The sequence below is a fragment of the Mesorhizobium sp. NZP2077 genome (assembly GCF_013170805.1).
Classification (GTDB): Bacteria; Pseudomonadota; Alphaproteobacteria; order Rhizobiales; family Rhizobiaceae; genus Mesorhizobium.
Genome location: NZ_CP051293.1, coordinates 2471501 through 2494444, shown reverse-complemented (window position 1 = coordinate 2494444; position 22944 = coordinate 2471501). Strand labels below are relative to the sequence as shown.

General features: G+C 64.0%; 24 protein-coding genes. 14 read left to right on the top strand and 10 right to left on the bottom strand.

The genetic code is table 11. The features are described 5' to 3' along the window. Window positions 1-76: 76 nt before the first annotated feature. Together HGP13_RS12150 and HGP13_RS12145 are read left to right on the top strand one after the other, a co-directional pair. Entirely contained in the window at window positions 77-673 is a 597-nt protein-coding gene (locus HGP13_RS12150) for a hypothetical protein (RefSeq protein ID WP_172225262.1), read from the top strand. Window positions 674-756: 83 nt separating this feature from the next. After that, window positions 757-1737 carry a S8 family serine peptidase gene (locus HGP13_RS12145; RefSeq protein WP_246707338.1) on the top strand — a complete coding sequence of 327 codons (981 nt, stop codon included), beginning with the start codon at window positions 757-759 and terminating at the stop codon, window positions 1735-1737. A 21-nt stretch (window positions 1738-1758) separates the two neighbouring features. On the opposite strand, the gene HGP13_RS12140 is transcribed toward HGP13_RS12145, so the two are convergent. The 3 genes from HGP13_RS12140 to HGP13_RS12130 are packed head-to-tail and all read right to left on the bottom strand — an operon-like array spanning window position 1759 to window position 4288. Next, on the bottom strand, window positions 1759-3021 hold the full coding sequence (locus HGP13_RS12140) for a CCA tRNA nucleotidyltransferase (protein ID WP_172225256.1): 1263 nt from the start codon (window positions 3019-3021) through the stop codon (window positions 1759-1761). Then, complete coding sequence (locus tag HGP13_RS12135; RefSeq protein WP_172234680.1) at window positions 3018-3650, bottom strand: CoA pyrophosphatase; 633 nt, start codon at window positions 3648-3650, stop codon at window positions 3018-3020. The genes HGP13_RS12140 and HGP13_RS12135 overlap by 4 nt, the downstream gene beginning before the upstream one ends. Then, window positions 3650-4288 carry a DUF1285 domain-containing protein gene (locus HGP13_RS12130; protein WP_172225253.1) on the bottom strand — a complete coding sequence of 213 codons (639 nt, stop codon included), beginning with the start codon at window positions 4286-4288 and terminating at the stop codon, window positions 3650-3652. Before HGP13_RS12130 ends, HGP13_RS12135 begins: the two co-directional genes overlap by 1 nt. 157 nt (window positions 4289-4445) lie before the next feature. Between HGP13_RS12130 and HGP13_RS12125 the strand changes: the two genes are divergently transcribed. From HGP13_RS12125 to HGP13_RS12110, 4 genes are read left to right on the top strand one after another with little or no spacing between them, the layout of a single operon-like run. Then, complete coding sequence (locus tag HGP13_RS12125; protein WP_172225250.1) at window positions 4446-5450, top strand: MoxR family ATPase; 1005 nt, start codon at window positions 4446-4448, stop codon at window positions 5448-5450. Beyond that, window positions 5450-6406, top strand: a complete 957-nt coding sequence (locus HGP13_RS12120; protein WP_172225248.1) for a DUF58 domain-containing protein — start codon at window positions 5450-5452, stop codon at window positions 6404-6406. The genes HGP13_RS12125 and HGP13_RS12120 overlap by 1 nt, the downstream gene beginning before the upstream one ends. Next, window positions 6403-9225, top strand: coding sequence for a DUF4159 domain-containing protein (locus HGP13_RS12115; RefSeq protein ID WP_172225246.1), 2823 nt, complete (start codon window positions 6403-6405; stop codon window positions 9223-9225). The genes HGP13_RS12120 and HGP13_RS12115 overlap by 4 nt, the downstream gene beginning before the upstream one ends. A gap of 1 nt (window position 9226) precedes the next feature. Next, the gene (locus tag HGP13_RS12110) at window positions 9227-11305 is read left to right on the top strand and encodes a hypothetical protein (RefSeq protein ID WP_172225244.1); all 2079 of its coding nucleotides are present in this window, start codon (window positions 9227-9229) and stop codon (window positions 11303-11305) included. A gap of 178 nt (window positions 11306-11483) precedes the next feature. On the opposite strand, the gene clpS is transcribed toward HGP13_RS12110, so the two are convergent. Beyond that, the gene (gene clpS / locus HGP13_RS12105; RefSeq protein WP_172234679.1) at window positions 11484-11789 is read right to left on the bottom strand and encodes an ATP-dependent Clp protease adapter ClpS; all 306 of its coding nucleotides are present in this window, start codon (window positions 11787-11789) and stop codon (window positions 11484-11486) included. Between the two features lie 139 nt (window positions 11790-11928). Then, a complete protein-coding gene (locus tag HGP13_RS12100; protein ID WP_027044010.1) occupies window positions 11929-12243 on the bottom strand; it encodes a hypothetical protein in 315 nt (104 codons plus the stop codon). Window positions 12244-12257: 14 nt separating this feature from the next. Here HGP13_RS12100 and HGP13_RS38550 point away from each other — a divergent pair, with 14 nt between their 5' ends. Then, a complete protein-coding gene (locus tag HGP13_RS38550) occupies window positions 12258-12383 on the top strand; it encodes a hypothetical protein (RefSeq protein ID WP_281410994.1) in 126 nt (41 codons plus the stop codon). A gap of 21 nt (window positions 12384-12404) precedes the next feature. On the opposite strand, the gene HGP13_RS12095 is transcribed toward HGP13_RS38550, so the two are convergent. Then, window positions 12405-12698 carry a hypothetical protein gene (locus tag HGP13_RS12095; RefSeq protein ID WP_172225242.1) on the bottom strand — a complete coding sequence of 98 codons (294 nt, stop codon included), beginning with the start codon at window positions 12696-12698 and terminating at the stop codon, window positions 12405-12407. A 39-nt stretch (window positions 12699-12737) separates the two neighbouring features. Continuing rightward, entirely contained in the window at window positions 12738-13037 is a 300-nt protein-coding gene (locus tag HGP13_RS12090) for a hypothetical protein (RefSeq protein ID WP_172234678.1), read from the bottom strand. A gap of 343 nt (window positions 13038-13380) precedes the next feature. Between HGP13_RS12090 and HGP13_RS12085 the strand changes: the two genes are divergently transcribed. Both HGP13_RS12085 and HGP13_RS12080 read left to right on the top strand, forming a co-directional pair. Next, window positions 13381-14097 carry a response regulator transcription factor gene (locus HGP13_RS12085; RefSeq protein WP_172225240.1) on the top strand — a complete coding sequence of 239 codons (717 nt, stop codon included), beginning with the start codon at window positions 13381-13383 and terminating at the stop codon, window positions 14095-14097. Beyond that, window positions 14094-15500, top strand: coding sequence for an ATP-binding protein (locus HGP13_RS12080; RefSeq protein ID WP_172225238.1), 1407 nt, complete (start codon window positions 14094-14096; stop codon window positions 15498-15500). The genes HGP13_RS12085 and HGP13_RS12080 overlap by 4 nt, the downstream gene beginning before the upstream one ends. Before the next feature lie 16 nt (window positions 15501-15516). Here HGP13_RS12080 and choV read toward each other — a convergent pair whose 3' ends face one another. From choV to HGP13_RS12065, 3 genes are all read right to left on the bottom strand, one after another. Beyond that, window positions 15517-16698, bottom strand: a complete 1182-nt coding sequence (gene choV, locus HGP13_RS12075; RefSeq protein WP_172225236.1) for a choline ABC transporter ATP-binding protein — start codon at window positions 16696-16698, stop codon at window positions 15517-15519. Then, a complete protein-coding gene (gene choW, locus HGP13_RS12070; RefSeq protein WP_172225234.1) occupies window positions 16695-17549 on the bottom strand; it encodes a choline ABC transporter permease subunit in 855 nt (284 codons plus the stop codon). The genes choV and choW overlap by 4 nt, the downstream gene beginning before the upstream one ends. A 132-nt stretch (window positions 17550-17681) precedes the next feature. After that, on the bottom strand, window positions 17682-18617 hold the full coding sequence (locus HGP13_RS12065; protein WP_172225231.1) for a choline ABC transporter substrate-binding protein: 936 nt from the start codon (window positions 18615-18617) through the stop codon (window positions 17682-17684). 257 nt (window positions 18618-18874) lie between these two features. Between HGP13_RS12065 and HGP13_RS12060 the strand changes: the two genes are divergently transcribed. From HGP13_RS12060 to HGP13_RS12040, 5 genes are all read left to right on the top strand, one after another. Then, window positions 18875-19486: a thymidine kinase gene (locus tag HGP13_RS12060; RefSeq protein WP_172225228.1), complete on the top strand. Its 612-nt coding sequence runs from the start codon at window positions 18875-18877 to the stop codon at window positions 19484-19486. 147 nt (window positions 19487-19633) lie between these two features. Continuing rightward, complete coding sequence (locus HGP13_RS12055) at window positions 19634-20020, top strand: cytochrome c family protein (RefSeq protein WP_172225225.1); 387 nt, start codon at window positions 19634-19636, stop codon at window positions 20018-20020. Window positions 20021-20238: 218 nt separating this feature from the next. Then, window positions 20239-21327 carry a hypothetical protein gene (locus HGP13_RS12050; protein ID WP_172225222.1) on the top strand — a complete coding sequence of 363 codons (1089 nt, stop codon included), beginning with the start codon at window positions 20239-20241 and terminating at the stop codon, window positions 21325-21327. 40 nt (window positions 21328-21367) lie between these two features. After that, window positions 21368-22513: a hypothetical protein gene (locus HGP13_RS12045; RefSeq protein WP_095201941.1), complete on the top strand. Its 1146-nt coding sequence runs from the start codon at window positions 21368-21370 to the stop codon at window positions 22511-22513. After that, on the top strand, window positions 22506-22937 hold the full coding sequence (locus HGP13_RS12040; RefSeq protein ID WP_172225219.1) for a hypothetical protein: 432 nt from the start codon (window positions 22506-22508) through the stop codon (window positions 22935-22937). Before HGP13_RS12045 ends, HGP13_RS12040 begins: the two co-directional genes overlap by 8 nt. Window positions 22938-22944: the final 7 nt, after the last annotated feature.

Here is a 22944-nt window from a genome sequence, read left to right as displayed (position 1 = left end):
CGGCTACAGTGGGCTGCCAGAGAAGCCCGTCGCCACCAAGCACTGATCCGGAACGGTGGGGCGAGGTGTTTCGCGCATGCGCGAAAAGTCCGGCAATCGAGTGGGTTTCCGCACGGCGGCGCTCCTGCTTTGCGCGCTCGTCGGGGCGTCCCCGTCTATTGCCCAGGAAATGTCCATTGCCCAGGAAATGACGACATCGCTGGTCGACATCCATCAGGGTTCGCCGCTCAGCGATCGCGCGAGAAGCCTGGGCAATGGCGGTTACGAACTGCAGAACGGAACCTTTGTATCGTTCAACCAATGGTACAGCGCGAGCTGGGTCGACATGCATGTGGACCTGCTGACACAGATCACCGAGGATACCGGCATCCTTTGGGGTTTCGGGACCGGAGAAGAGGGCGAGAAGTATCGGATCGCGCCCAGCCTCAAGCTTGGGTTCCTCACCCAGATACATCCCAATCCCAACAGTACGCTTTCCCTGTCGCTCACCACGACCTTCGGCGGCAAGCTCACCGAAAAGTCCTGCGAAGCGAACTACGGCGATCTGGGCACCTACAGCGTCAATTGCCGACTCGCCGCCAGCCAGATGGCGCCTGAGGAAACCTTGAAATATCTGGTTAATGCTAAACCGGAAAGCCAGCATCTCTGGCTGAATTACCGTGTTACCTTCTGATCGCCGCGAGGTTGCAAATGCGGAATTCATCTCGCCCCGAAAGCGATCGCTCATCCTGGTTCTTGTCTGACTGGAGTTGGAACATGTCGGGTACTTGCATAAAGTTCGGCCTCGCCGCCGCCCTTCTCATCCTTTCGGCGCCATTCGTGTCGGCGCAGGAGGCCCTCGACGCCGATGAAATGGCCGCGCTCTGCCACGGTGGCGGGTCCATATGCGTGAGCGCGACGATCCCAGCCGCACCGGCGACGCAGGCGGTACAGAACTGGATGAGCCCCGATGTCGGCGCCGCATGGGCGGCAGGCTACAAGGGCAAGGGCGTCACCATCACCATGGTCGACGACTTCAGCAGTACGTCGCGCTTCTCCGGCAATTTCGGCGTTGGGGTTCAAACCCAGCGGCACGGCGAGTGGACCCGCGAGGAAGCCAGCATGGTTGCGCCCTTGGCGACGATCAGGTCGAAGGACTTCTCGACCGGTTCGGCCGTCAGCCTGGCGAGCGGCCTGAACGTGCTCAATCTGAGCTACGGCATGTACGCCAAGGCGGGCTACAGCTCAAACCAGATCGGGTGGGCCCCGGAGGAAGCTTCCATCATCTCCTACGCCGCCAAAGGCTTAGCCGTTGTCTCGAAGGCGGCGGGCAACGACTCGGTTGCCGTGGGCGGCGTCACCGGCGGCCAGCAGGATTATCTCGACATCGCTTTGATCGGCAAAGCCTCGGCGATCTTCGTCGGCGCGCTGTCCACCAACGGCACGACGTCCAACAAGGCCCAGCTTGCCTGGTATTCCAACTACGCCGGCTCCAACACGGCTGTGCAGAGCCATTTCCTCGTCGTGGGTGTCACCGGGGACAAGACCGGTCTTTACGGCACGTCCTTCGCCGCGCCGATCATTTCAGGATACGCGGCGATCATCGGCAGCAAATTCACCAAGGCCACGCCGACCCAGATCACCAACGACCTGCTCAATACGGCTCGTACCGACACTCTGGTCAACTATAGTGCATCCGTCTATGGCAAGGGCGAGGCGAGCCTCTCACGCGCCCTGGCCCCCGTAGCGATCAAGTAGGTGAGCGACGCCGGGATTTGACTAGGTTTCAAGTGCCTTTGCGGCGCGTTCGAGCAGCGCGCCGCGATCGGGCGCAAACCCTGCTTCGATCCATTCCGCCTCGAGGTTCTTGAGGATTTCGCCCAGCTTCGGCCCAGGCGTTGCGCCGAGCGCCGCCAGATCGGCGCCTTTCAGCGGAAACACCGGTTTTACCCATTTGAGCGCGAAGGCCAGCAGGCGCGAAAAGCCGCCGGCTTCCAGCAGCGCCTCATTGTCCTCGACAGCGCGCACCCGGGCGCCGGCAAGCGACAGCCGCAGCCGGTCGACAAACCCTTGCCGGTCGCCGCGATAAAGCCTTTTCGCCAGCTCGCCCTCGGTCGTCTTTGGCTCGACGGCCGTGGTGAGTGCCCAGTGGCGCAAGCGGTCTGATTCCGCAGTTGAAAACCTCAGCCGCTCGGCCAGCGTCTTCATGCGCGCGGCGTCCGGCGGCACGATCGCCTCCAGCCGCAGCATCGGATCGGCCACCCAGCCCAGATCCTTCTCGGCCTTGGTCAGCCCATGGATGGCGTCGATGCCCCATTTCTCGCTCTCCGGCAGCGCGGTGGTCAGCACACCTGCCTGCCGCATCCACAGCAGCGCCCGCGACGGGTCAGGCGCCGACAAGAGCTTCTTCAGTTCGGACCAGACGCGTTCCGCCGAGAGTTGGGCCAGGCCCTCCTTCAGCCGGGCACAGGCCTTCAGCCCTTCGGCGTCCGGCCGGCCTTCGCCGTACCAGGCGAAGAAGCGGAAGAAGCGCAGGATGCGCAGATAATCCTCGCGGATGCGCGCTTCCGCATCACCGATGAAGCGCAGCCGGCGCGCCTCGATATCGGCGATGCCTCCGACCAGATCGACGACCCCCCCGTCGGCCTCGGCGTAAAGCGCGTTGATGGTGAAGTCGCGCCGCTCGGCATCCAGCTTCCAGTCGCGTCCGAACGACACCTTGGCACGGCGGCCGTCGGTCTCGACATCGGCGCGCAAGGTGGTGATTTCATAGGGTTTTCCGCCGGCAACCACCGTGATTGTGCCATGCTCGATGCCGGTCGGCACCGGTTTGTAGCCTTCCGCCTCAGCGCGATGGATGGTTTCCTCAGGCAAACAGGTGGTGGCGATGTCGATATCGGCGACCGGCTGGCCCATCAGCGTGTTGCGCACGGCGCCACCGGCGATACGCGCCTCTTCACCGCCTTCAGCCAAAGCGGCAAGCAGGCGCTGCAGATGCTTGTCGGCGAGCCAGTCGGCCCTACCCGCGATCGAAACACTCACGCATAGAGCCTTTCATAGAGCGTACGGATGATGCCGGCGGTGACGCCCCAGATGCGCCGGTCGCCATAGGGCATGTCGTAGAAGAACCATTCGAGATCGTTCCACATGCGGCTGTCGCGCTTGTGGTTCACCGGATCCATCAGGAAGCGCAGCGGCACTTCGAAGGCGGCATCGACCTCGTCGGCGTTCAAGCTCAGCTGGAAGCCGCGTTGCACGATGCCCAGCACCGGCGCGATGCGGTAGCCGCTGCCGGCAACGTAGTCGGGCATGCGGCCGATGATCTCGATACGGTCCTGGTCAAGGCCGATCTCCTCGAAGGTCTCGCGCAGCGCCGCTGCCTCGGGGCTGGCGTCGGTGGAGTCGATGGTGCCGCCGGGAAAGGCCACCTGCCCCGAATGGCTGCGCAGCTTTTCGGCGCGTTTGGTCAAGAGAACCGTCGCCTCGCCACCATGATCGACCACCGGGATCAGCACCGCCGCATTGCGCAGCGCCTTGCCCTGGTTAAGCCGCGGATGGCCCGGATTGAAGCGATGGTCGCCATAGTCGTCGCCGGCATGCGCCTGCGGCTGCGCGGCGAAGCGCGCGCGAAAATCCGCCGATGAAAACGGCGCCGGCGATACCTGGTCCATCATGCGCTCAGCCGCTTCAACTGGTCCGCCGGCATGATCGGGAACACAGCGCCCTTCGAGCGCACGGCAAACATCGTCTTGCCGTCGATCTCGATCTCCTCGCCATGCTCGACCAGTTCATACATCACAGGCCGCCCCACCAGCGCCTCAAGCCGGCCGCGCACCAGCACGTAGGGCTTCAGCCCGCCGGTCTCGTTCTCGTCGACGAAGCGCAGCGGCCGCTCCGGCCCGGCTTCGACGACGTCGCCGACATTGGTGCGGAAGGTGATGATCTGCTCGTCGCCACTGCCCGAAACATCCATTTCGACGGCGGTGAACGGCGCATCGGCGACGCGGATGCCGACCTTTTCCACAGGCGTCACCAGATAGGTCCTGCCGTCCGCGTCCTTCCGCAGCACGGAGGAGAAAAGCTGCACCAGCGGCATGCGGCCGATCGGCGTGCCCAGGTAGAACCAGGTGCCGTCGGCCTTGATCTCCATGTCGAGATCGCCGCAAAAGTCGGGATTCCAGCGCTCGACGGGTGCTGCGCCCTTGCCGGCACGCGCCGCGCGCGAGATCAACGCCTCCAGGCCGCGCGCCCCGGTGGCGCTCGTAAGGCTTTGTTCGCTTTGTTCGCGATGTTCGTATGGTTCCGTCATCGTCACGAAATAGTCACTGTTGTTCCGCTTGTCAGCCTAAGTCTGTGATTTAAGTTCGATCATAGCCACTACCCGAGGCCGAATCGCGGCAACTTATGCTATGGTGCGGCCGTATTTCCGACCATAGGTATCTCCAGCCAAAAGGGATCGAAGCGGCATGAGCGTGATGGTCAAGGAAAGCCCGATCAGCGAAACGGAGATGGTCGCCGAGGCCGAGAAGGCGCTGGCCGATATTTCCAGGATCCGCGACGGGGTCGGCCGGGTGATCTTCGGCCAGGAGAACGTCGTCGAGCGCACGCTGGTGGCGGTGCTGGCTGGTGGCCATGCGCTGCTGGTCGGCGTTCCCGGCCTCGCCAAGACCAAGCTCGTCGAGACGCTGGGCGTCGTGCTCGGCCTCGATTCACGCCGCATCCAGTTCACGCCCGACCTGATGCCGTCAGACATCCTCGGCTCCGAGGTGATGGAGCAGGACGAGACCGGCAAGCGCTCCTTCCGCTTCATCTCCGGGCCGATCTTCGCCCAGCTGCTGATGGCCGACGAGATCAACCGCGCCTCGCCGCGCACGCAGTCGGCGCTGCTGCAGGCGATGCAGGAATACCATGTCACCATTGCCGGCGCCCGCTACGACCTGCCGGCGCCCTTCCATGTGCTGGCAACGCAGAACCCGCTGGAGCAGGAGGGCACCTATCCGCTGCCCGAAGCCCAGCTCGACCGCTTCCTGATGCAGGTCGACATCCTCTATCCCGAACTCGAGGCCGAGCGCCGCATCCTGCTGGAGACCACAGGCATCGAGGACGCGAAGGCCCAGAACGTGCTGCAGCCGGCACGGCTGAAGGAAATCCAGACGCTGATCCGCCGCATGCCGGTGCCCGAAAGCGTCGTCGAGGCGATCCTGACCCTGGTACGCTCGGCGCGTCCGGGCCAGGGCAATGCCGAGACCGACAAGCACGTCGCCTGGGGTCCCGGCCCGCGGGCCAGCCAGGCGCTGATGCTGTGCACGCGTGCCCGAGCGCTTTATGAGGGGCGGCTGGCACCATCGGTCGACGATGTGCGGGCGCTGGCCGAGCCGGTGCTGCAGCACCGCATGGCGCTGACCTTCGCCGCCCGCGCCGAGGGCACCAGCGTGCGCGACGTGGTGGCAAAGCTCGTGAAAGGAATTTGATGGCGCGCATCGGCGAGGTCCAGGCTCCGGCAGCGACGCGCGACGCGCTCGCCCGTGGCCGGTTGCGGGCTTCGCTTGTGCCCGACCTGCTGGTCGAGGCCCGCCGCATCGTCAACACCGTGATTGCCGGCTGGCATGGCCGCCGCAAGCGCGGCATCGGCGAGAATTTCTGGCAGTTCCGGCCCTATGTCGAGGGCGATTCCTCGCGCATCGACTGGCGCCGCTCGGCCCGCGACGACCATACCTATGTGCGCGACCGCGAATGGGAAGCCGCACATACGGTGTGGCTATGGGCCGACCCTTCGCCGTCCATGCTCTACAAATCGACCGGCGCCAGCGTCTCAAAGCAATCGCGCGCGCTGGTGCTGGCGCTGGCCATGGCCGAATTGTTGTCGCGCAGCGGCGAGCGCATCGCCTGGCCTGGCCTGACCGACCCGTTCACCGCCCGCAACGGCGCCGAACGCATCGCCGCCCAGCTGATGCACGCCGGCGACTTGCCGGCAAAGCCTGACCTCTCCGGCATCAGGCGCTTCTGCGACATCGTCATCGCCAGCGATTTCCTCGATCCGGTCGAGGAGACGATGGAATGGCTCGACGTGCTCGCCCGCCACGGCGTGCGCGCTCATCTGATCGAGGTTGCTGACCCGGCCGAGGAAACCTTCCCCTATGCCGGCCGCACCGAATTCACCGATCCCGAGACCGGCGACAAGCTGACCGCCGGACGCGCCGAGATGCTCGGCGACGAATACCGCCTGCTCTACACCGCCCGCCGCCAGGAATTGGCCAGCTGGTGCAAGCGGCTCGGCTGGAGTTTTACCGTCAACCACACCGATCGGCTCGCGTCCGACGCGCTGGTGCGCCTGCACATGGCAATGACCGCTGATGGCGGCTATGCCGGTAGCGGTCGTGCCGGCATGATTGCCAATAGCGATCAGCCAGGAAAGGTGGTCGCATGAGCTGGCTGCCGCTCTCCTTTGGCGCCCCCATGGTGCTGTGGGGCCTGCTGGCGCTGCCTGTGATCTGGTGGCTGCTCAGGCTGACGCCGCCCAAGCCACAGGCCGAGATCTTCCCGCCGCTGAAAATTCTCGCCCGCGTCCTGAAGCGCGAGGAGACGCCGCATCAAAGCCCCTGGTGGCTGACGCTGCTCAGGCTGCTGATGGCGGGGCTCATCGTCGCGGCTCTTGCCGAACCGGTGTTCAACCCGCGCGAAAAACTGCCGGCCGAGGGCGCGGCCCTTGCGCTGGTCATCGACAATGACTGGGCCAGCGCCGCCGACTGGAACAAGCGCGTCGCCACCGCCGAGCGGCTGATCAAGGACGCCGGCTCGAACGGCGTGCCGGTCATCATCGCCTTCACCGCCGAAAAGGCCAATGCGGAGATCGGCCCCTTCGATGCCGCCGCCGCGCTCGACCGGCTGCGCGCCGCCAAGCCGCGGCCGATCCCGACCGACCGGCCCGCCGTCTATGCCCGCGTCGCCGGCGTGCTGCAGACCTTGCCCGGCGCCAGCGTCGCGGTGCTCGCCGATGGCCTCGCGGCAAAGGGTGACGAGGCCGCCTTCAACACGCTTTTGTCGAAGAACGCTGCTCGCGTCGTCTGGGCAACTGCCGACCGGCTTTCCCTGACCGGTCTGACCAGCGCCGACAATCAGGTCGACGGCTTTGCGCTGACCGCCATCCGCGCGGCGGGCGATCCGGCCCCGGCGCAGGTCACAGCCGGCGCCTTCGACGACAAGGGCCGCCGCATCGCCGATGCGACGCTGACCTTTGCACCCGGCGGAGCCACCGCCACCGCCACGATGGCGGTGCCGTTCGAGCTGCGCAACGACTTCGCCTCGATCGCGCTCGACGGCGAGCGCCAGGCGGGTGCGGTGCGCGTGCTCGACGAAAGCTCCAAGCGCCGCCGTGTCGGGCTGTTGTCGCAGGCCGAGGCCGACCAGGCGCAGCCGCTTCTGTCGCCGCTCTACTACATCAGGCGCGCGCTGCAGCCTTTCGCCGACCTGGTCGAGCCGTCGAGCGCCGATCTCGCCGACGCCATCCCGCAGATCCTCGACCAGAAGCCGGCGATGATCATCATGGCCGACGTCGGCACCATCCCGGCGCAGGTCCGGCAAAGGCTGGTCGACTGGGTCGACAATGGCGGCACGCTGGTGCGTTTCGCCGGCTCGCGGCTGGCCGCCGCCGGCAATGATGACGATCTGCTGCCGGTCCGCCTGCGCACCGGCGAGCGTTCGCTCGGCGGCGCGCTGTCATGGACGTCGCCGCAGCCGGTCACCGAATTTCCCAAGGCCGGACCCTTCGCCGACCTGGCGCCGCCGACCGAGGTGACTGTAAGCAGGCAGGTGCTGGCCGAGCCGACACCCGACATCGTCGAGCGCACCTGGGCGGCGCTCGCCGATGGCACGCCGCTGGTCACCGGACTGAAGAAAGGCAAAGGCACACTGGTGCTGTTCCACGTCACCCCCGAGGCGACCTGGTCGAACCTGCCGATCTCCGGCAGCTTCGTCGAGATGCTGCGCCGTATCGTCCAGCTTTCGCGCAACCAGGGCGCGGCGATCGCCAATGCCGAAGCCGCCGCGACGTCGCTGGCGCCCTACCGCATGATCGCGGCCGACGGCTCGCTGGTGCCGCCGACGCCGGATGCGCGGCCGCTGGTGCCCGGCGCCGGCGCGCTGCCGGTGACCTTCGAGAACCCGCCCGGGCTCTACGGCTCCGAGACCGGCGTCTTCGCCCATAATTTGCTCGATGCCGCGAGCACGTTTGCACCGCTGGCACGCCCGCAAATCGCGGTTCCGGTCACCACGATCCAATATGCCTTCGACGAATCGCGCAATTTGAAGGGTTCGCTGGTCGCGGCCGCCCTGGTGCTGATGCTGCTCGATACGCTGGCGGTGTTCTGGATGGGCGGCCTGTTCTCGCGCCGGCCGCGCCGCGCCGGCACCGTGGCCACCACCGCAGCGATCCTGATTGCGCTTGGCACACTGTTCGGCCATGCCGATTTCGCCCGCGCCGACGATGCCAAGCCGGGCGACGATACGGCCATCGAGGCGATTTCGAAGACCCGCATCGCCTATGTGCTGACCGGCGTGCCGGGCGACGATTCGATCAGTCGCGCCGGGCTCGAAGGCCTGACCCGCTTCCTGATCGAGAAAACCGCGCTCGAACCCGGCGCACCGGCCGGCGTCGACATTTCGAAGGACGAGCTGTCCTTCTATCCCTTGATCTACTGGCCGATCGATCCTGCCGCACCCATGCCCAGCCAGGCGGCGATCGCCCGCATCGACGCCTACATGCAACAGGGCGGCACGGTGCTGTTCGACACGCGCGACCAGTTCGCCAACGGCATCGGCGCCGATTCCACCAGCCCGGCGACCGAGCGGCTGCGCGACATCCTGGGCAACCTCAACGTGCCGCCGCTGGAGCCCGTGCCGTCGGACCATGTGCTGACCAAATCCTTCTTCATCCTGCCGGAATTCCCTGGCCGTTTCGCCGGCAGCCCGCTCTGGGTCGAAGCATCGCTAGACGCCAGCAATGCCGACAACCGTCCGGTGCGCACCGGCGACGGCGTCTCGCCGATCATGATCACCGCCAATGATTTCGCCGGCGCCTGGGCGGTCGACGAGAATGGCGACCCGCTGCTGCCGACTGTGCCGAACGACCCGATGCAGCGCATCTACGCGCTGCGCGCCGGCGTCAACATCATGATGTACATGCTGACGGGCAACTACAAATCCGACCAGGTGCATGTGCCCATACTGCTCGAACGGCTGGGGCAGTAAGATGAATTGGTCGATCTCCTTCGAACCGCTGATTTCCTGGCCGTTGCTCGCTTTGGTGCTGGTGCCGCTGGCGCTGCTTGCGCTTGTCGGCCTGTGGTTTCGCCAGCGCGGCGGTGTCCTGCGCTTCGTCGCCCTGCTGGCGCTCGCCGCCGCCTTGTTCAACCCGGTGTTCCTCAATGAGGAGCGCGAGCCGCTGAAAAGTGTCGTCGCCCTCGTCGTCGACCGCAGCCAGAGCCAGGACATTGGCGACCGCACCAGGCAAACCGATGAGGCGGTAGCCGGGCTGCAGCAGCGTCTTGGCCGCTTCAAGCAGTTCGATGTCCGCGTCGTCGAGGCAGGCAAGTCCGATGCCGCCGAGGAGCGTACCGAAACGCGGCTGTTCGGCGCGCTGGAAGGCGCCTTCCGCGACGTGCCGCCGTCGCGCATCGGTGGCGCCATCATGATCACCGATGGCGAGGTGCATGACGCGCCCCCGGGCGCGCCCGACTTCAACGCCCCGCTGCACGCTTTGATCACCGGCAACGACCACGAGAAGGACCGCCGCATCCGCTTCGAGAACGCGCCGCGTTTCGGCATCGTCGGCAAGCCGCTCGACATGAGCTATCGCGTCATTTCGACGGAAAACGAGACCGGCCCGGTCGATGTGCGCGTCTCGGTCAATGGCGAGCAGGTCTCGGTCGAGCATGCCACCGTCGGCCAGCCAATGCCGTTGCAGGTGACCATCCCGGGCGCCGGGCGCAACATCATCGAATTGGCCATCGACCGTGAACCGGGCGAACTCACCGACACCAACAACCGCGCCATCGCGCTGGTCGACGGTATCCGCGAGAATTTGCGCGTGCTGCTCGTATCGGGCGAGCCGCATGCGGGCGAGCGCACCTGGCGCAATCTCTTGAAATCCGACGCCTCGGTCGATCTCGTCCATTTCACCATCCTGCGGCCGCCGGAAAAGCAGGACGGCACGCCGATCAACGAATTGTCGCTGATCGCCTTCCCGACCCGTGAGCTGTTCGTCGAGAAGATCAAGGATTTCGACCTCATCATCTTCGACCGCTACCAGCACCGCGACGTGCTGCCGATCCTCTATTACGACTACATCTCCGAATATGTCGAAAAGGGCGGCGCGCTGCTGATCGCCGCCGGCCCCGAATATGCCGGCGAGGCTTCGATCGCGCGCACGCCGCTGATGTCGGCCCTGCCGGCGATGCCGACCGGCGAGGTGGTCGAAAAGGCCTTCTATCCGCGGCTGACCGAACTCGGCCAGCGTCATCCGGTGACGCGCGGCCTCGATGGTTCGGCCACCGAGCCGCCGCACTGGAGCCGCTGGTTCCGCACCATCGGCGTGCAGAACCCGCAAGGCGAAGTGGTGATGAAGGGCGCCGACAACCGCCCCCTGCTGCTGCTCGACCGCAAGGGCGAAGGCCGCGTCGGCATGCTTCTGTCCGACCAGGGCTGGCTATGGGCGCGCGGCTTCGAGGGCGGCGGCCCGCATGTCCAGCTCTACCGGCGCATAGCCCACTGGCTGATGAAGGAGCCCGAGCTCGAGGAAGAGCGGCTGACCGCCGATGGGCGCGGCATGGTGCTGGAGATCCGCCGCCAGACCATGGCGGACGATCCCGGACCCGCGCAGATCATCACCCCGTCGGGCAAGACGGTGACCGTCAAGCTCGAAAAATCCGAGCCAGGCGTTTTCCTGGGCAGTGTCCAGACCAACGAGATCGGCCTGTTCCAGGTCGCCAATGGCGATCTCACGGCACTCGCCCATGTCGGCCCGGTCAATGCGCCGGAATTCGCCGACGTCGTCTCCACCGAGAACCGGCTGAGGGCGCCGGCGGAAGCCACCGGCGGCAGCGTGCGCCGGCTGGCCTCATCCACGGCCCTCGGCAGCGACGTGACCCTGCCCTCCATCGTGCCGGTGCGCGCGGCCGGCGAGGCCTTCGGCAGCGACTGGATCGGCCTGCGCACCACCGACGACAGCGTGTTGAAAGCCGTCTCGCGCGTGCCGCTGTTCGGCGGCTTCCTGGGCCTCGGCCTGCTGCTGCTGGCAATGGGTTCGATGTGGTACCGCGAGGGACGGTAGCGCGGCGCCGTTTTCCTTCTCCCCTTGTGGGAGAAGGTGGATCGGCGCGCAGCGCCGAGACGGTTGAGGGGTGTTCCAGCGGAGTGAGGCGTTGGCGTTCCCTGGAGCACCCCTCATCCGACCTCGCTTCGCGAGGCCACCTTCTCCCACAAGGGGAGAAGGAAAAGGCGCCCCTGACCTACTCCTCCGGCTCGGTCGTGAACAGCAGCGGATAGCCCTTGGCCTTGCCGGCGTCTGTGGCCCGCGTCGCCTTGGTTTCGGCGACATCCCTGGTGAACACCGCAACCACGCAGACACCGAGCCGGTGCGCGGTGATCATGACGCGGTGCGCCTGGTCCTCGCTGAGCTTGAACTCGCCCTTCAGCACCGTCACCACGAATTCGCGCGGCGTGAAATCGTCATTGATGAGGATGACCTTGTAGAGCTTTGGCCGCTCGGTCTTCGGCTCAACCTTGGTACGCGGTTTTGTGGTGTTTTCAGGCATCGGAACCGACAGTTTGCGATCGGGCTTCACCGCGCATTTTGCCACGGGCGGCAGCGATCGTCCATTTTCATTGGCGTGCGGACCACCGGCGGGGGAGCCTGGCTCATTCACAATGATGTGGGGAATTGTCGGCCGCCGTTCAACGGCCCTGACGGCCGAAGACACGATGATGCGCGGCGGCATCCGCCCGGCGTTCCAACCAAGCCGCGATCGGCCATCCGGCAACGCAGACCAGCGTCACGGCGAGAAGCACGATCAGCAGCCACGCCTGGACAGGCGTGATGTAATCCCAGTTGCTGGAAATTATCGGCGCGAACAGCGACGGTTCGGTGCGGCCACTGGCCGGGTCGGGCACGGGGCTGGCGGTGAGCAGAATCAGCGCCCTGGCGACACCGGTGGCCACAAGGCCGCCAATCACCATGGAACGCAAAATGGACGAAAGCCGCTTCTTCATGCGGATTGTCCTACATGGCCGGCGTTGAAAACGGGTTAAGTCAGATCGAGGTCGCTGGCTGTAAGCAGCCGGTGCTCAGCCGCTCGATCGAGTGCCTGGCAGAAGGCCGCCCCAGCCAGTTGCGGCTGGAACGGCCTTGATAGAACTGACCTCGAAACCGATCAGGGCTTCTTCTTCGGAGCCGCCTTCGGAGCAGCCATCGGGGCGGTCTTCGCGGGGGCCTTCTTGACCGGGCACTTGTGCTTCTTGGTCGGCTTGCAGACGGCCTTTTTGGCGACCTTCTTCGGAGCAGCCTTCATCGGAGCCGCGGTGGCCGGGGCAGTGGTGGCCGGAGCGGTGGTCGTGGCGGCAGCAGCCGGAGCAGCGGCCGTGGTGGTAGCTGCGTTGCCGAGAGCCGGCATGGCGAAGGCGAGAGCTACGGCGACACCAAGGGCGGACAGGAGGGACTTTTTCATGGCTTCGTTTTCCTTTTTATGCGGGTCGAGTTTTTGGTTTCACTGAACTGGGTCGTTCGGTGTCACTCCAAGCAGCTTCAAAGCATTGGCGAGCATCCGGATGCCCTGCGCCTGTTTCTTGGCGGCGCAGTACCGGTTGCCCTTTCTCTGAAGTGCCTTTGCCGCGGTGACCTGCGTTGCCGTGGCATGGGTTTCGAGGGCTTCATCAAATTGGTGGCTGAGATTGGCGCACCGTTCGCTCCGGGTGAGCGGCGCCTTTGCGTCCGATTGTCCGACAGCGGCAGTGACCAGGCCAAGGCCCAGCAACGCACCGAACAAACTGATAGACAAGCCTGGCATTGGTTTTTCCGTGAAACCCGGAGTTTGCGTCGCAGCCGATAACCTGACCGCCACGGCACCGTTATGCAGCCCTACCTTTTCAGGAGTTTTTCCCGATTGTAGAATTTTGTTTCTGGATTGTGTCTGGCGGGGCCGGCTGATGCGTGTCGCCAAAAAGTGGTCCCGGTTTTGGGAAAACGACACGCATGGAACAAACAGCGTCAGCGCGGCCATTCCGATCGATGTGGAGAAGACCGAATTCATTCTCCCTTGAAATCCAAGGCACTGGCCAACATATGGCCCGAATTCTATCGTGTGGCTCACCAGCCAAGATGACTTGGCCGGCAACCAAACAGGGCACCTCGTGAAATCCGACGCACACATACTGATCGTCGATGACGACAAGGGCATCCGCGACCTGCTTCAGGAGTTCTTCCAGAAGCGGGGCCTGCACACTTCGGTTGCCGCCGACGGCACCGAGATGGAGGCCGTCCTGCGCCGCACGCAGGTGGATCTCATCGTGCTCGACGTGATGTTGCCCGGCAAGAGCGGGCTGGAATTGTGCCGCGACCTGCGCGCCCAGTATACGACGCCGATCATCATGCTGACCGCCGTCACCGAGACCACCGACCGCGTGGTCGGCCTGGAGATGGGTGCTGACGACTATGTGCCCAAACCCTTCGATCCGCGCGAACTCCTGGCACGCATCCGCGCCGTGCTGCGGCGCAACGGCACCGCCGAGCCGAAACGCGCCATCACCAAGCAGATCTACCATTTCGCCGGCTGGACCATGGACTGTTCGCGGCGCCGGCTGACAGCGCCCGACGATGTCAGGGTCGAGCTGACCATGGCCGAGTTCAACCTGCTGCAGACCTTCGTCAAGAGCGCCCAGCGCGTGCTGACCCGCGACCAGCTGATCGAACTCTCCGGCGGCGACAGCGACTATTCCTTCGACCGCAGCATCGACATCCTGGTCAGCCGGCTGCGGCGCAAAATGGAAGATGACCCGAAGACACCGAAACTGATCCTGACGGTGCGCAGCGGCGGCTACCAGTTCCTGCCCGAGACGACCTCCGAATGAGACGTTTCCTGCCGCAGACCTTGCCTGTCTGGGTGCTGCTGATCGTCATATCAGGCCTTTTGATCAGCCAGGTCGCGACCCTTTACATCGTCTCGCGCGACCGCGCCGCCGCCAACGACGTGGTCGACCTCTATCGCCTCAACGACCGCGCCTTCTCGCTGGTGCAGCTGATGAGCAGCGCCACGCCGGAGGAGCGTAAGGCAACCGCGGCGGGCCTGTTCAACTCGACCTACGCCCTTACAGTCTCGGACACGCCGGCCGTCACCTCCTCGATCGCCGGCGACGACGAACTGGCCGAACTGGAGGACATCCTCGTTGGCCGGCTGTCGAAGTTCGGCGTCACCGATGCGCGCGTGCGGCGCGATCCGGCGACGCGCGAGGCCGATGACGCCAACACCGTATCCGGCCCCGATATCGGCCAGGTCGAGCGCGATCTGCTGGTGCTGGCTGCCGATTTCGCCCAGAGCGACAAGCTGACGGCCTCGCTGCGCTTCGCCGACGGCCAGTGGCTGAACTTCACCGAGCCGATCACGCCCGTCGGCCCGATCCTGAGCTTCGACAGCCTGCCGCTTTATTCGCTGATCGCCGGACTTGTGGTGATCATGTCGATCTGGTCGCTGCGCCGGCTGACCGCGCCCTACCGGATGATGGAAACCGCCGTGAACCGGATCGGCAAGGATTTGAAGAGCCCGCCGATCGCCGAGTCGGGCAGCCGCGAGGTGCGTGCCGCCGCGAGAGCAATCAACGCCATGCAGGCGAGGCTGCGCGAATATGTCGAGGACCGCGAACATCTGGCCGCCGCACTCGCGCATGATCTGCGCACGCCGATGACGCGCATGCGGCTGCGGCTCGAACTGTTGCGCAAATCAGCGGTTCGCGAGGCGCTGGCGCATGATCTTGCCGATGTCGAGAGCATCGCCAGTTCGGTGATCGACTTCGCCACTTTCGAGGTGAACGAGGAAAAGACCGAGCGCATCGACTTCTGGTCGCTGGTGGAATCGATCGCCGACCCCTATCCGGAGGTCTCGTTCGACAATGACGATACCCGTTCGCGCGGCCTGATCTGCATCGCGCGGCCGGTAGCGCTCAAACGCTGCGTCACCAACCTGGTGCAGAACGCTGTCACCTACGGCAAGAAGGCGCATCTCAGCCTGCACCGCTCGGACGGCACCATCACGCTCACCATCCGCGATGAAGGACCGGGCATACCGCAGGCCCAGATCGATGCCGTCTTCGGCTCCTTCGTGCGCCTCGAACAGTCCCGCAACCGCCAGACCGGCGGCCTCGGGCTCGGCCTGACGATCGCCCGCAACATCGCGCGCGCCGCCGGCGGTGAGATCAGGCTGTCCAACCATCCGCAGGGCGGATTGCTGACCGAACTGCGCCTGCCATTGGCTGCCTGAAGTAGAGCGCGGCGCCTTACCGCCGCAGCACCGCACTCAGCACGTCGCGGATGCCAATGGCACCGACGAAGCGCGATTGGTCGTCGAACAGCGCGACGGGTGCCGTCTGCGAGCGGTGCATGGCGAGCATGACGGTTTTCAGCGAGGTGCCCGGATTGGCCCAGAACACTTGCGCTGCTTCCTCCGACTGGGACTCGACATCGGCGCAGGAGACCCACACCGCCGGCTTGCCGTCGCGTTCGGCCGCTGCCACCAGCCCATGCTCGTCGATCTTGAAACGCGTCGTCTTGCGCCGGTCGAGCCACACCCAGCCGTCCGTGCTCTCTTCGAGGTCGCGGCGATCGCGCATGACGTTCCAGGCGGTGAGCACCGAGAGCGGGTTCACATTGGCGATGAAGTCGCGGACGTAATCGTTGGCCGGGCGCAGCACGATGTCTTCCGGCGCGCCGGTCTGGACGATGCGGCCGCCCTCCATGATGGTGATGTGGCTGCCGATCTTCAGCGCCTCTTCCAGGTCATGGCTGACGAAGATGATGGTCTTCTTCAGCTGCGCCTGCAGCTGCAGCAATTCATCCTGCAGCTTGGTACGGATCAGCGGATCGAGGGCCGAGAACGGCTCGTCCATCAACAGGATCGGCGCCTCGGTGGCGAAGGCGCGGGCAAGGCCGACGCGCTGCTGCATGCCGCCGGACAGCTCGTGCGCGTATTTCTTCGACCACTGGTCGAGATTGACCAGCTTGAGCTGGCGGTGCACGCGCTCCTTGCGCTCCGCCTCCGGCACGCCGGCGAGTTCGAGGCCGAGGCCGACATTCTCCTCCACCGTGCGCCACGGTAGCAGGCCGAACTGCTGGAACACCATCGCCACCTGCTTCTGCCGCAGCCGCCGCAAGGTCGCCTCGTCGCAGGTGACGACGTCGACGGTCTTGTCGCCGTCCTTGACCAGCACCTGGCCGCGCGACACCACGTTCAGCCGGTTGACGGCCCGAAGCAGCGTCGACTTGCCCGAACCCGACAGGCCCATCAGCACCGAAATCTCGCCCTCGTTGACGGTCAGGCTGGCGCCTGCACAGCCCAGCACATTGCCGGTCTTCTCGAGGATTTCGGCGCGCGTCGCACCCTTGTCGATCATCGCCAGCGATCCAGCCTGATCGGCGCCGAAGACGATATCGACATTCCTGAAATCAACGGCGACGGTCATTTCTTGCCTCCAACGGCAATTCGAGTCATCCGGTCGAGCACGATGGCGAGCACGACGATTGCGAGACCGGCTTCAAGCCCGAGATCGATGCGGCGCGAGCCGAGCGCCCGGTTGATTTCGGTGCCGAGGCCGCCGGCGCCGATCAGCGCTGCAAACACGACCATCGACAGCGACAGCATGATCGACTGCGTCAGCCCCGCCATGATGGTCGGCAGCGCCGAGGGTAGTTCCACCTTCCACAGCAGCTGGCTCTTGGTGGCGCCGAAGGCCTCGCCGGCCTCGATGATCGCCTTCGGCACCGAGACGACGCCGAGATGGGTGAGCCGGACCGCGGTCGGGATGACGAAGATGATGGTGACGATGAGGCCGGGCGCATTGCCTAGTCCGAACAGCGTCAGCACCGGAATCAGGTAGACGAAGGTCGGCAGCGTCTGCATCAGATCGAGCACCGGCAGCATGATCCGGTAGACCTTTGGCTTGTGCGCCGCCCAGATGCCGAGCGGCACGCCGATGGCCATCGCCATGGCGGCTGCGGCGACGACAAGCACCAGGGTCTGCACCGTCTGCTTCCACAGGTTCTGGTTGATGATGAAGATCAGCCCGAGGAAGACGCCGATGGCCAGCGGCCGCGAGCGTTGCAGCAGCCAGGCGACGATGGCGATGACCAGCGCCAGCAGCACCGGTGGCACCATCAGCAGGATGTTGACCAGCCCGTCGAGGAGGAAATTGAGGCCATTGGAGAAGGCCCTGAAGATGGTGTCGAAATTGTCGGTCAGGAAGCCGAAGAACGCCTTTCCCCAGGCCCCTATCGGGATCTTGTGGTCGACCATGAATTGCGAAATCGGATCCATTTCACCCCTCTTCGTCCAGGAGCCGCCCTGCTCTCGGCTCGCGCAACGTCATCTTGTCACAGGATATGAAAAAGGGCAGCCTTTTCTAAGATGGCTGCCCTTCCTGGTTCGGCTTTGCCGAATTCAGTCGGCTCAGCTTCCGAGAGCGGTCTTGATGGCCGCTGCCGCGTCGCCACCGTCGAAGGTGGTCACGCCGGCGATCCAGGGGGCAACCGCACCCGGATTTTTCTTCAGCCAGTCGGTCGCCACCGTGGTGGCATCGCCGCCCTTGAGGATGGCGTCCATCATCTGGCCTTCCATGTCCAGATTGAACTTGAGGTTGGCGATCAGCTTGCCGGCATTCGGGCATTCGGTGGTATAGCCCTTGCGCACATTGGTGAACACGGTGGCAGCACCAAAGCCGCTGTCGCCCATGCCGTCGAGATAGGTGATCTTCATGGCACCCATCACCGGATGCGGCGTCCAACCGAGGAAGGCAATCCACTCATTGTTCTTCATCGACTGTTCGGCCTGCGTCAGCATGCCGGCTTCGGAGGACTCGACGAGTTCGAAACCGTCGAGCTTGTCCTTCGGGTTCTTGATCATGTCGAGGATGATGCGGTTGCCGTCATTGCCGGCCTCGATGCCATAGATCTTGCCGTTGAACTTGTCCTTGAACTTGCCAAGGTCGGTCAGCGACTTGACGCCGGCATCCGCGACATAGGTCGGCACGACGATGCCGTAGCCGGCGCCGGTCAGGTTGGTGCTGATGGTCTCGACCGAGCCATCGGCGGTGTAGTCCTTGATGTCGTTGGTCATCGACGGCATCCAGTTGCCGAGGAAGACATCAAGATCCTTGTTCTTCAGCGACGCCATGGTCACCGGCACTGAAAGCTGGATCACCTTCGGCTCGTAGCCGAGGGCGGTGAGCAGCACCGAGGCAACCCCGGTGGTCGCTTGGATGTCGGTCCAGCCGACATCGGAAAGACGCACGGTCTTGCAGCTTGCCGCATCTCCGGCAAAGGCGGCGCTCGTGGACAACAAAGCCGCAAGGCCGAGGCCGGCGGCGAAGGAATTCATACGCGACATAGTTAGTCTCCCATTGTGATTCTTTGGCGAAGCGTCGTTACGGTTTCTCTGCCCGCCTTGTTTCGTCAGCCAAACACCATTCTGGTGTGGATTCAAGCGTTAAGGCAATCACGATCAACGGCGCGGACTGGCCAATCAGCGACACGGTTGACGCTTTTGTCGTGCCAGACGTTTTTTTAAGAGGCGAGCCGGCTTTTTCAGGGGAATGCGGCGGCAGCCCCTCCCCGCACTGAGGCAACTCGGCTTAAAACAGCGGCATGGCCAAGCTCTATTTCCACTACGCAACGATGAATGCCGGCAAGACGACGATGCTCTTGCAGGCATCGTACAATTATCGCGAGCGCGGCATGACGACGATGCTGTTCGTCGCCGGCCACTACCGCAAGGGCGACAGCGGCCTGATCTCGTCGCGCATCGGGCTGGAGACGGAAGCCGAGATGTTCCGCGACGGCGACGATTTGTTCGCCCGCATCGCCGAGCATCACGACCATACGACGGTGCATTGCGTCTTCGTCGACGAGGCGCAGTTCCTCGAGGAGGAGCAGGTCTGGCAATTGGCCCGCATCGCCGACCGGCTGAACATCCCGGTGATGTGTTACGGCCTGCGTACCGATTTCCAGGGCAAGCTGTTTTCCGGCTCGCGCGCGCTGCTGGCGATCGCCGACGATCTGCGCGAGGTGCGCACCATCTGCCGCTGCGGCCGCAAGGCGACGATGGTCGTGCGCCTCGGCGCCGATGGCAAAGTGGCCCGCCAGGGCGAACAGGTGGCGATCGGCAAGGATGTCTATGTCTCGCTCTGCCGCCGTCACTGGGAAGAAGAAATGGGCCGCGCCGCGCCCGACGATTTCATCGGCTTCATGAAATCCTGACCGGCCTGACCCGCGATCCGCGTCGAGATCCATCGTCCAGTCGCAGGAAACCGGGCTGAACTCCGCCCTTGCCAATCCGCCACGATGCAGCGTTTGTTAAGGGCTCGGTCCTATAAGGCCGTCAGCCAGAGTTCTCCGGGGTCAGCCATGCTTCGAGCCATCTCAGCCAGCCTTCTGCTCCTTGCCACTTCCATTGCCGCTCATGCCGGCGGCGACCCCGTGCAGGGCAAGCACGTCTTCAACCGCTGCATCGCCTGCCACGAAGCAGCCAGCGACCGCGACAAGGTCGGCCCGCATCTGCTGGGTGTCGTCGGCCGCACCGCAGGTACAGCCGAGAGCTTCCTTGGCCATTATTCAGAGGCAATGAAGAGTGCCGGGGCGAACGGTCTGGTCTGGGACGAGGCAAATCTTGCCGAATATCTCCGGGCGCCCAAGCTCAAGGTTCCCGGCAACAAAATGGCCTTTGGCGGCCTGACCAATGATGACGACATCACCAATGTCATCGCCTATCTGAAGGCCGATCCGAAGCCCTGAGTGATTGCTTTGCCGGCATAAAAGTTCAATGACAGTTGAACTAGACCAAACCGGCTGGCTAATCACGCCATGACCCCACCTCCATTGTCTTTCAAGGCCTTGGCGGATTCTTTTGTTTTCACGCCACCCTTGTCTTCACGTCTTTCAATCCCCGGATGCCCCACATATATTCGCCGCTGTTCGCAACCAGCGATCGGAAGCCGAAGCGGGAGGCCCCTATGGCGACATTGCAGAATTTCGACGCCGAAATTGCCAAGACCAAGCAGGTCGTCCAGGACATGCGCACCAAGATCGAGCAGTCCGGCACCGTGCTCGACACGCTGGCCACCGCGGACAAGAAGATCGGCGACGCCAATTTCGACATCGAGAATGCCCGCATCGAGGATGTGCTGAAGCAGCAGAAGGTGATGGAAGGCAACATCGCCGACCTGATCATCGGCCTTGAGGACGCCACCAATGTCTTCGGCGCCGAGTTCGAGAGCATGAAGAACTATTCCGGCTGGGAAAATTTCGTCGGCATCTTTTCGGCGCAGCGCAAGCAGCGCATGCGTACCGACCGCGTCCGCAACATGTCGCTGGCCGGCAATCTGCAGGAACTCCTGGCCAAGTCCGACACCATCGTCGGCATCCTGAAGGCGCAGAAAGAGGTTCTCGACCAGCGCTACAAGACCTCGGAGGCCAGCCTGTCGCAGGTGATCGAGCGCCGCAAGACCACCATGTCCAACCTTGAAGCCGTCCAGAAGCGCATCGAGGAACTCAACCCGATGTTGCTCGACATCGAGAACAAGATCGCCGCCTCGACCAACCAGAAGGACCGCACACAGCTCGAAGGCGAACGCTCCGTGCTGGCCACCGAATACAACGAGAAGCAGGCCAAGGAGCAGGAATTGCTGGCCGAAAGCCAGACACTGGAGCGCTACACCTCGATGTTCCAGACCTTCGTCGATTCGCTCAACAACCAGATCGCCGCGCAGTCGACGCTGATCAACAAGCTGACCATCGATACCGAGCAGCGCATCGTGCTCTACAAGGCGCTGGAAGATTCCTTGAAGACCGCCGCCCAGCAGGACGTCGCCCACAAGATCAACACGCTGGGCAGCCAGGTCGACAACACGGCGGAAGAAACCATGGCCGGCATTGGTGCGGCTTCGCAAAAGCACATTGGCGACCTGCTTGAGATGCACGAAAAGAACATGGTCGCCAGCGCCGACATCCAGCGCCGCAAGAAGCTGGCCGACGATGCCTTCGCCCGCCGCTTCGACGAGGTGCTGAAGAAGCACAATTCGGCCAACTACGTGCAGTCATAATTGCCGCGCGCACCGGTGCGACAATCCCAGGGCTGACAGCATGACCCCCGAAAACGACGCGGCGGCGCGGTATTTCTCGGCAATCACGGCAGCGCTCAGCGGCCTTGAAGTGTTCATGCGCGACGACCGCTCGCCGCTCTACCGGCATGGCATCGTCGCCAAGATCGTTGCCGAATACATTGCCCGGCTCGACAAGTCCTTCTCCTGCTGGCGCAACCGGCTGGGCTTCATGGACACGTTCCGCATTTCGCGCGCCGAAAGCGGCTTTCCGGTCTTCCAGAACCTGCTCGAACTGGAGAACGACCGCCGCCAAGCAGACAGCCGGCTCGCCAACATCCCATTGGCCGGCGAGCTGCGCGAGGAGATGGCCGACTTCATCCTGCGCCACAAGGAATTCCCCGAGGCGCTGCAGAAGTCGATGGCCGAGCGGCTCTATCTCGAGGACGTCAAGAGCGAGCAGACTTTCGGGCCGTTCACGCTGGCGCAGACCGCCAAGGTTTCGGTCAATCCGAAGACGGCGCGGCCCTATTATCTCGTTCATTGGGCGACTTTCGACGGCAGCGCCAACCTGCCGCTGGTCTACATGGTCACGGTGGAGGATTCCTCCGAAAGCATGATCCGCCAACTCGTCGACAGCAACGGCAAGCTCAACGACAAGGTCGACATCCCCCTGCCGGTCGACGGCCTGCTCAATCCTGAGCTCGCCCACCGTTTCGACGATTTCACCGAGAAGAACTCCGCCTATACGCTGTCGCCGGCGACCATTGCGGTCAACCTCGACAAGGATTTCGAGCCGCTGCATCCCAAGCAATTGCGCCGCGTCGTGCTTGGCCCCTTCTATTCCGCCGGCATTACCGACAACAATTCGACGGTGACCGAGGTGCTCGCCAAGGTGCGCAAGCCCGAAAACGCCTGGCTTTTGACCTGGACCATCCAGGAGGTCTATTCCAAGGGCGAGAAGCCCGGCCGAAAAGGCCTGTTTTCCAGCGAGAAGACGACGCAGGAATTCTTCATCAACACCGACGATCTGGAAGCCGCGCGCCAGGGCGTGTCGAGCTACGAGAACCACGCGCTGATCCCGCACGAGGCCTACCAGGCGCTCTACGCCGCCGGCGAAGCCCAGAAGATTTTTGGCGGCTACAAGGTCCACATCCTGTCCAACGGGCAGGTAATCTCAGATGTCTGACAGCGAGACAGCACCTGCACATACAGCCTACGGCGGCACTGCGGTGGTCATGGTAAATGTGGCGACATGGCTCCTCGCCTTTTTGTTGGAGCATTTCGTTCCGGAACAAATCTCTACCGGCGTGGCCGGCACAGCTGTCTTGTCCGGAACGATCGGCGGAGGATTGGCATCGGCAAATTCTCTAAAGAATGCCGGTCTCATGGCATTGGTCGGAATGGTCTCGACCACCCTATTACTGTCCTTGTTTGTACCGCTCACAAGCTTTCGCCTTGGCATGGCCGTTGGCGGAATAGGGACTTCTTTCTACGCGATTTTGTCTTTTACCGGCTTCTATACACTGATGTTCCTGCTCATTTTCGCGATCGAGTCCGCAGCCAATTGGCTCGGTCGGAGACGGGACATGCGCAAGGCAGAGCACGATTGACATGAGG

Excerpts from the sequence above, each read along its gene's own strand:
- HGP13_RS12150 (WP_172225262.1), top strand. The coding sequence starts at position 77 with ATGCGCGAAAAGTCCGGCAATCGAGTGGGTTTCCGCACGGCGGCGCTC.
- HGP13_RS12145 (WP_246707338.1), top strand. The coding sequence starts at position 757 with ATGTCGGGTACTTGCATAAAGTTCGGCCTCGCCGCCGCCCTTCTCATC.
- HGP13_RS12135 (WP_172234680.1), bottom strand. The coding sequence starts at position 3,650 with ATGGACCAGGTATCGCCGGCGCCGTTTTCATCGGCGGATTTTCGCGCG.
- HGP13_RS12130 (WP_172225253.1), bottom strand. The coding sequence starts at position 4,288 with ATGACGGAACCATACGAACATCGCGAACAAAGCGAACAAAGCCTTACG.
- HGP13_RS12125 (WP_172225250.1), top strand. The coding sequence starts at position 4,446 with ATGAGCGTGATGGTCAAGGAAAGCCCGATCAGCGAAACGGAGATGGTC.
- HGP13_RS12120 (WP_172225248.1), top strand. The coding sequence starts at position 5,450 with ATGGCGCGCATCGGCGAGGTCCAGGCTCCGGCAGCGACGCGCGACGCG.
- HGP13_RS12115 (WP_172225246.1), top strand. The coding sequence starts at position 6,403 with ATGAGCTGGCTGCCGCTCTCCTTTGGCGCCCCCATGGTGCTGTGGGGC.
- HGP13_RS12110 (WP_172225244.1), top strand. The coding sequence starts at position 9,227 with ATGAATTGGTCGATCTCCTTCGAACCGCTGATTTCCTGGCCGTTGCTC.
- clpS (WP_172234679.1), bottom strand. The coding sequence starts at position 11,789 with ATGCCTGAAAACACCACAAAACCGCGTACCAAGGTTGAGCCGAAGACC.
- HGP13_RS12100 (WP_027044010.1), bottom strand. The coding sequence starts at position 12,243 with ATGAAGAAGCGGCTTTCGTCCATTTTGCGTTCCATGGTGATTGGCGGC.
- HGP13_RS38550 (WP_281410994.1), top strand. The coding sequence starts at position 12,258 with ATGGCCGGCGTTGAAAACGGGTTAAGTCAGATCGAGGTCGCTGGCTGT.
- HGP13_RS12095 (WP_172225242.1), bottom strand. The coding sequence starts at position 12,698 with ATGAAAAAGTCCCTCCTGTCCGCCCTTGGTGTCGCCGTAGCTCTCGCC.
- HGP13_RS12090 (WP_172234678.1), bottom strand. The coding sequence starts at position 13,037 with ATGCCAGGCTTGTCTATCAGTTTGTTCGGTGCGTTGCTGGGCCTTGGC.
- HGP13_RS12080 (WP_172225238.1), top strand. The coding sequence starts at position 14,094 with ATGAGACGTTTCCTGCCGCAGACCTTGCCTGTCTGGGTGCTGCTGATC.
- choV (WP_172225236.1), bottom strand. The coding sequence starts at position 16,698 with ATGACCGTCGCCGTTGATTTCAGGAATGTCGATATCGTCTTCGGCGCC.
- choW (WP_172225234.1), bottom strand. The coding sequence starts at position 17,549 with ATGGATCCGATTTCGCAATTCATGGTCGACCACAAGATCCCGATAGGG.
- HGP13_RS12065 (WP_172225231.1), bottom strand. The coding sequence starts at position 18,617 with ATGTCGCGTATGAATTCCTTCGCCGCCGGCCTCGGCCTTGCGGCTTTG.
- HGP13_RS12060 (WP_172225228.1), top strand. The coding sequence starts at position 18,875 with ATGGCCAAGCTCTATTTCCACTACGCAACGATGAATGCCGGCAAGACG.
- HGP13_RS12055 (WP_172225225.1), top strand. The coding sequence starts at position 19,634 with ATGCTTCGAGCCATCTCAGCCAGCCTTCTGCTCCTTGCCACTTCCATT.
- HGP13_RS12050 (WP_172225222.1), top strand. The coding sequence starts at position 20,239 with ATGGCGACATTGCAGAATTTCGACGCCGAAATTGCCAAGACCAAGCAG.
- HGP13_RS12045 (WP_095201941.1), top strand. The coding sequence starts at position 21,368 with ATGACCCCCGAAAACGACGCGGCGGCGCGGTATTTCTCGGCAATCACG.
- HGP13_RS12040 (WP_172225219.1), top strand. The coding sequence starts at position 22,506 with ATGTCTGACAGCGAGACAGCACCTGCACATACAGCCTACGGCGGCACT.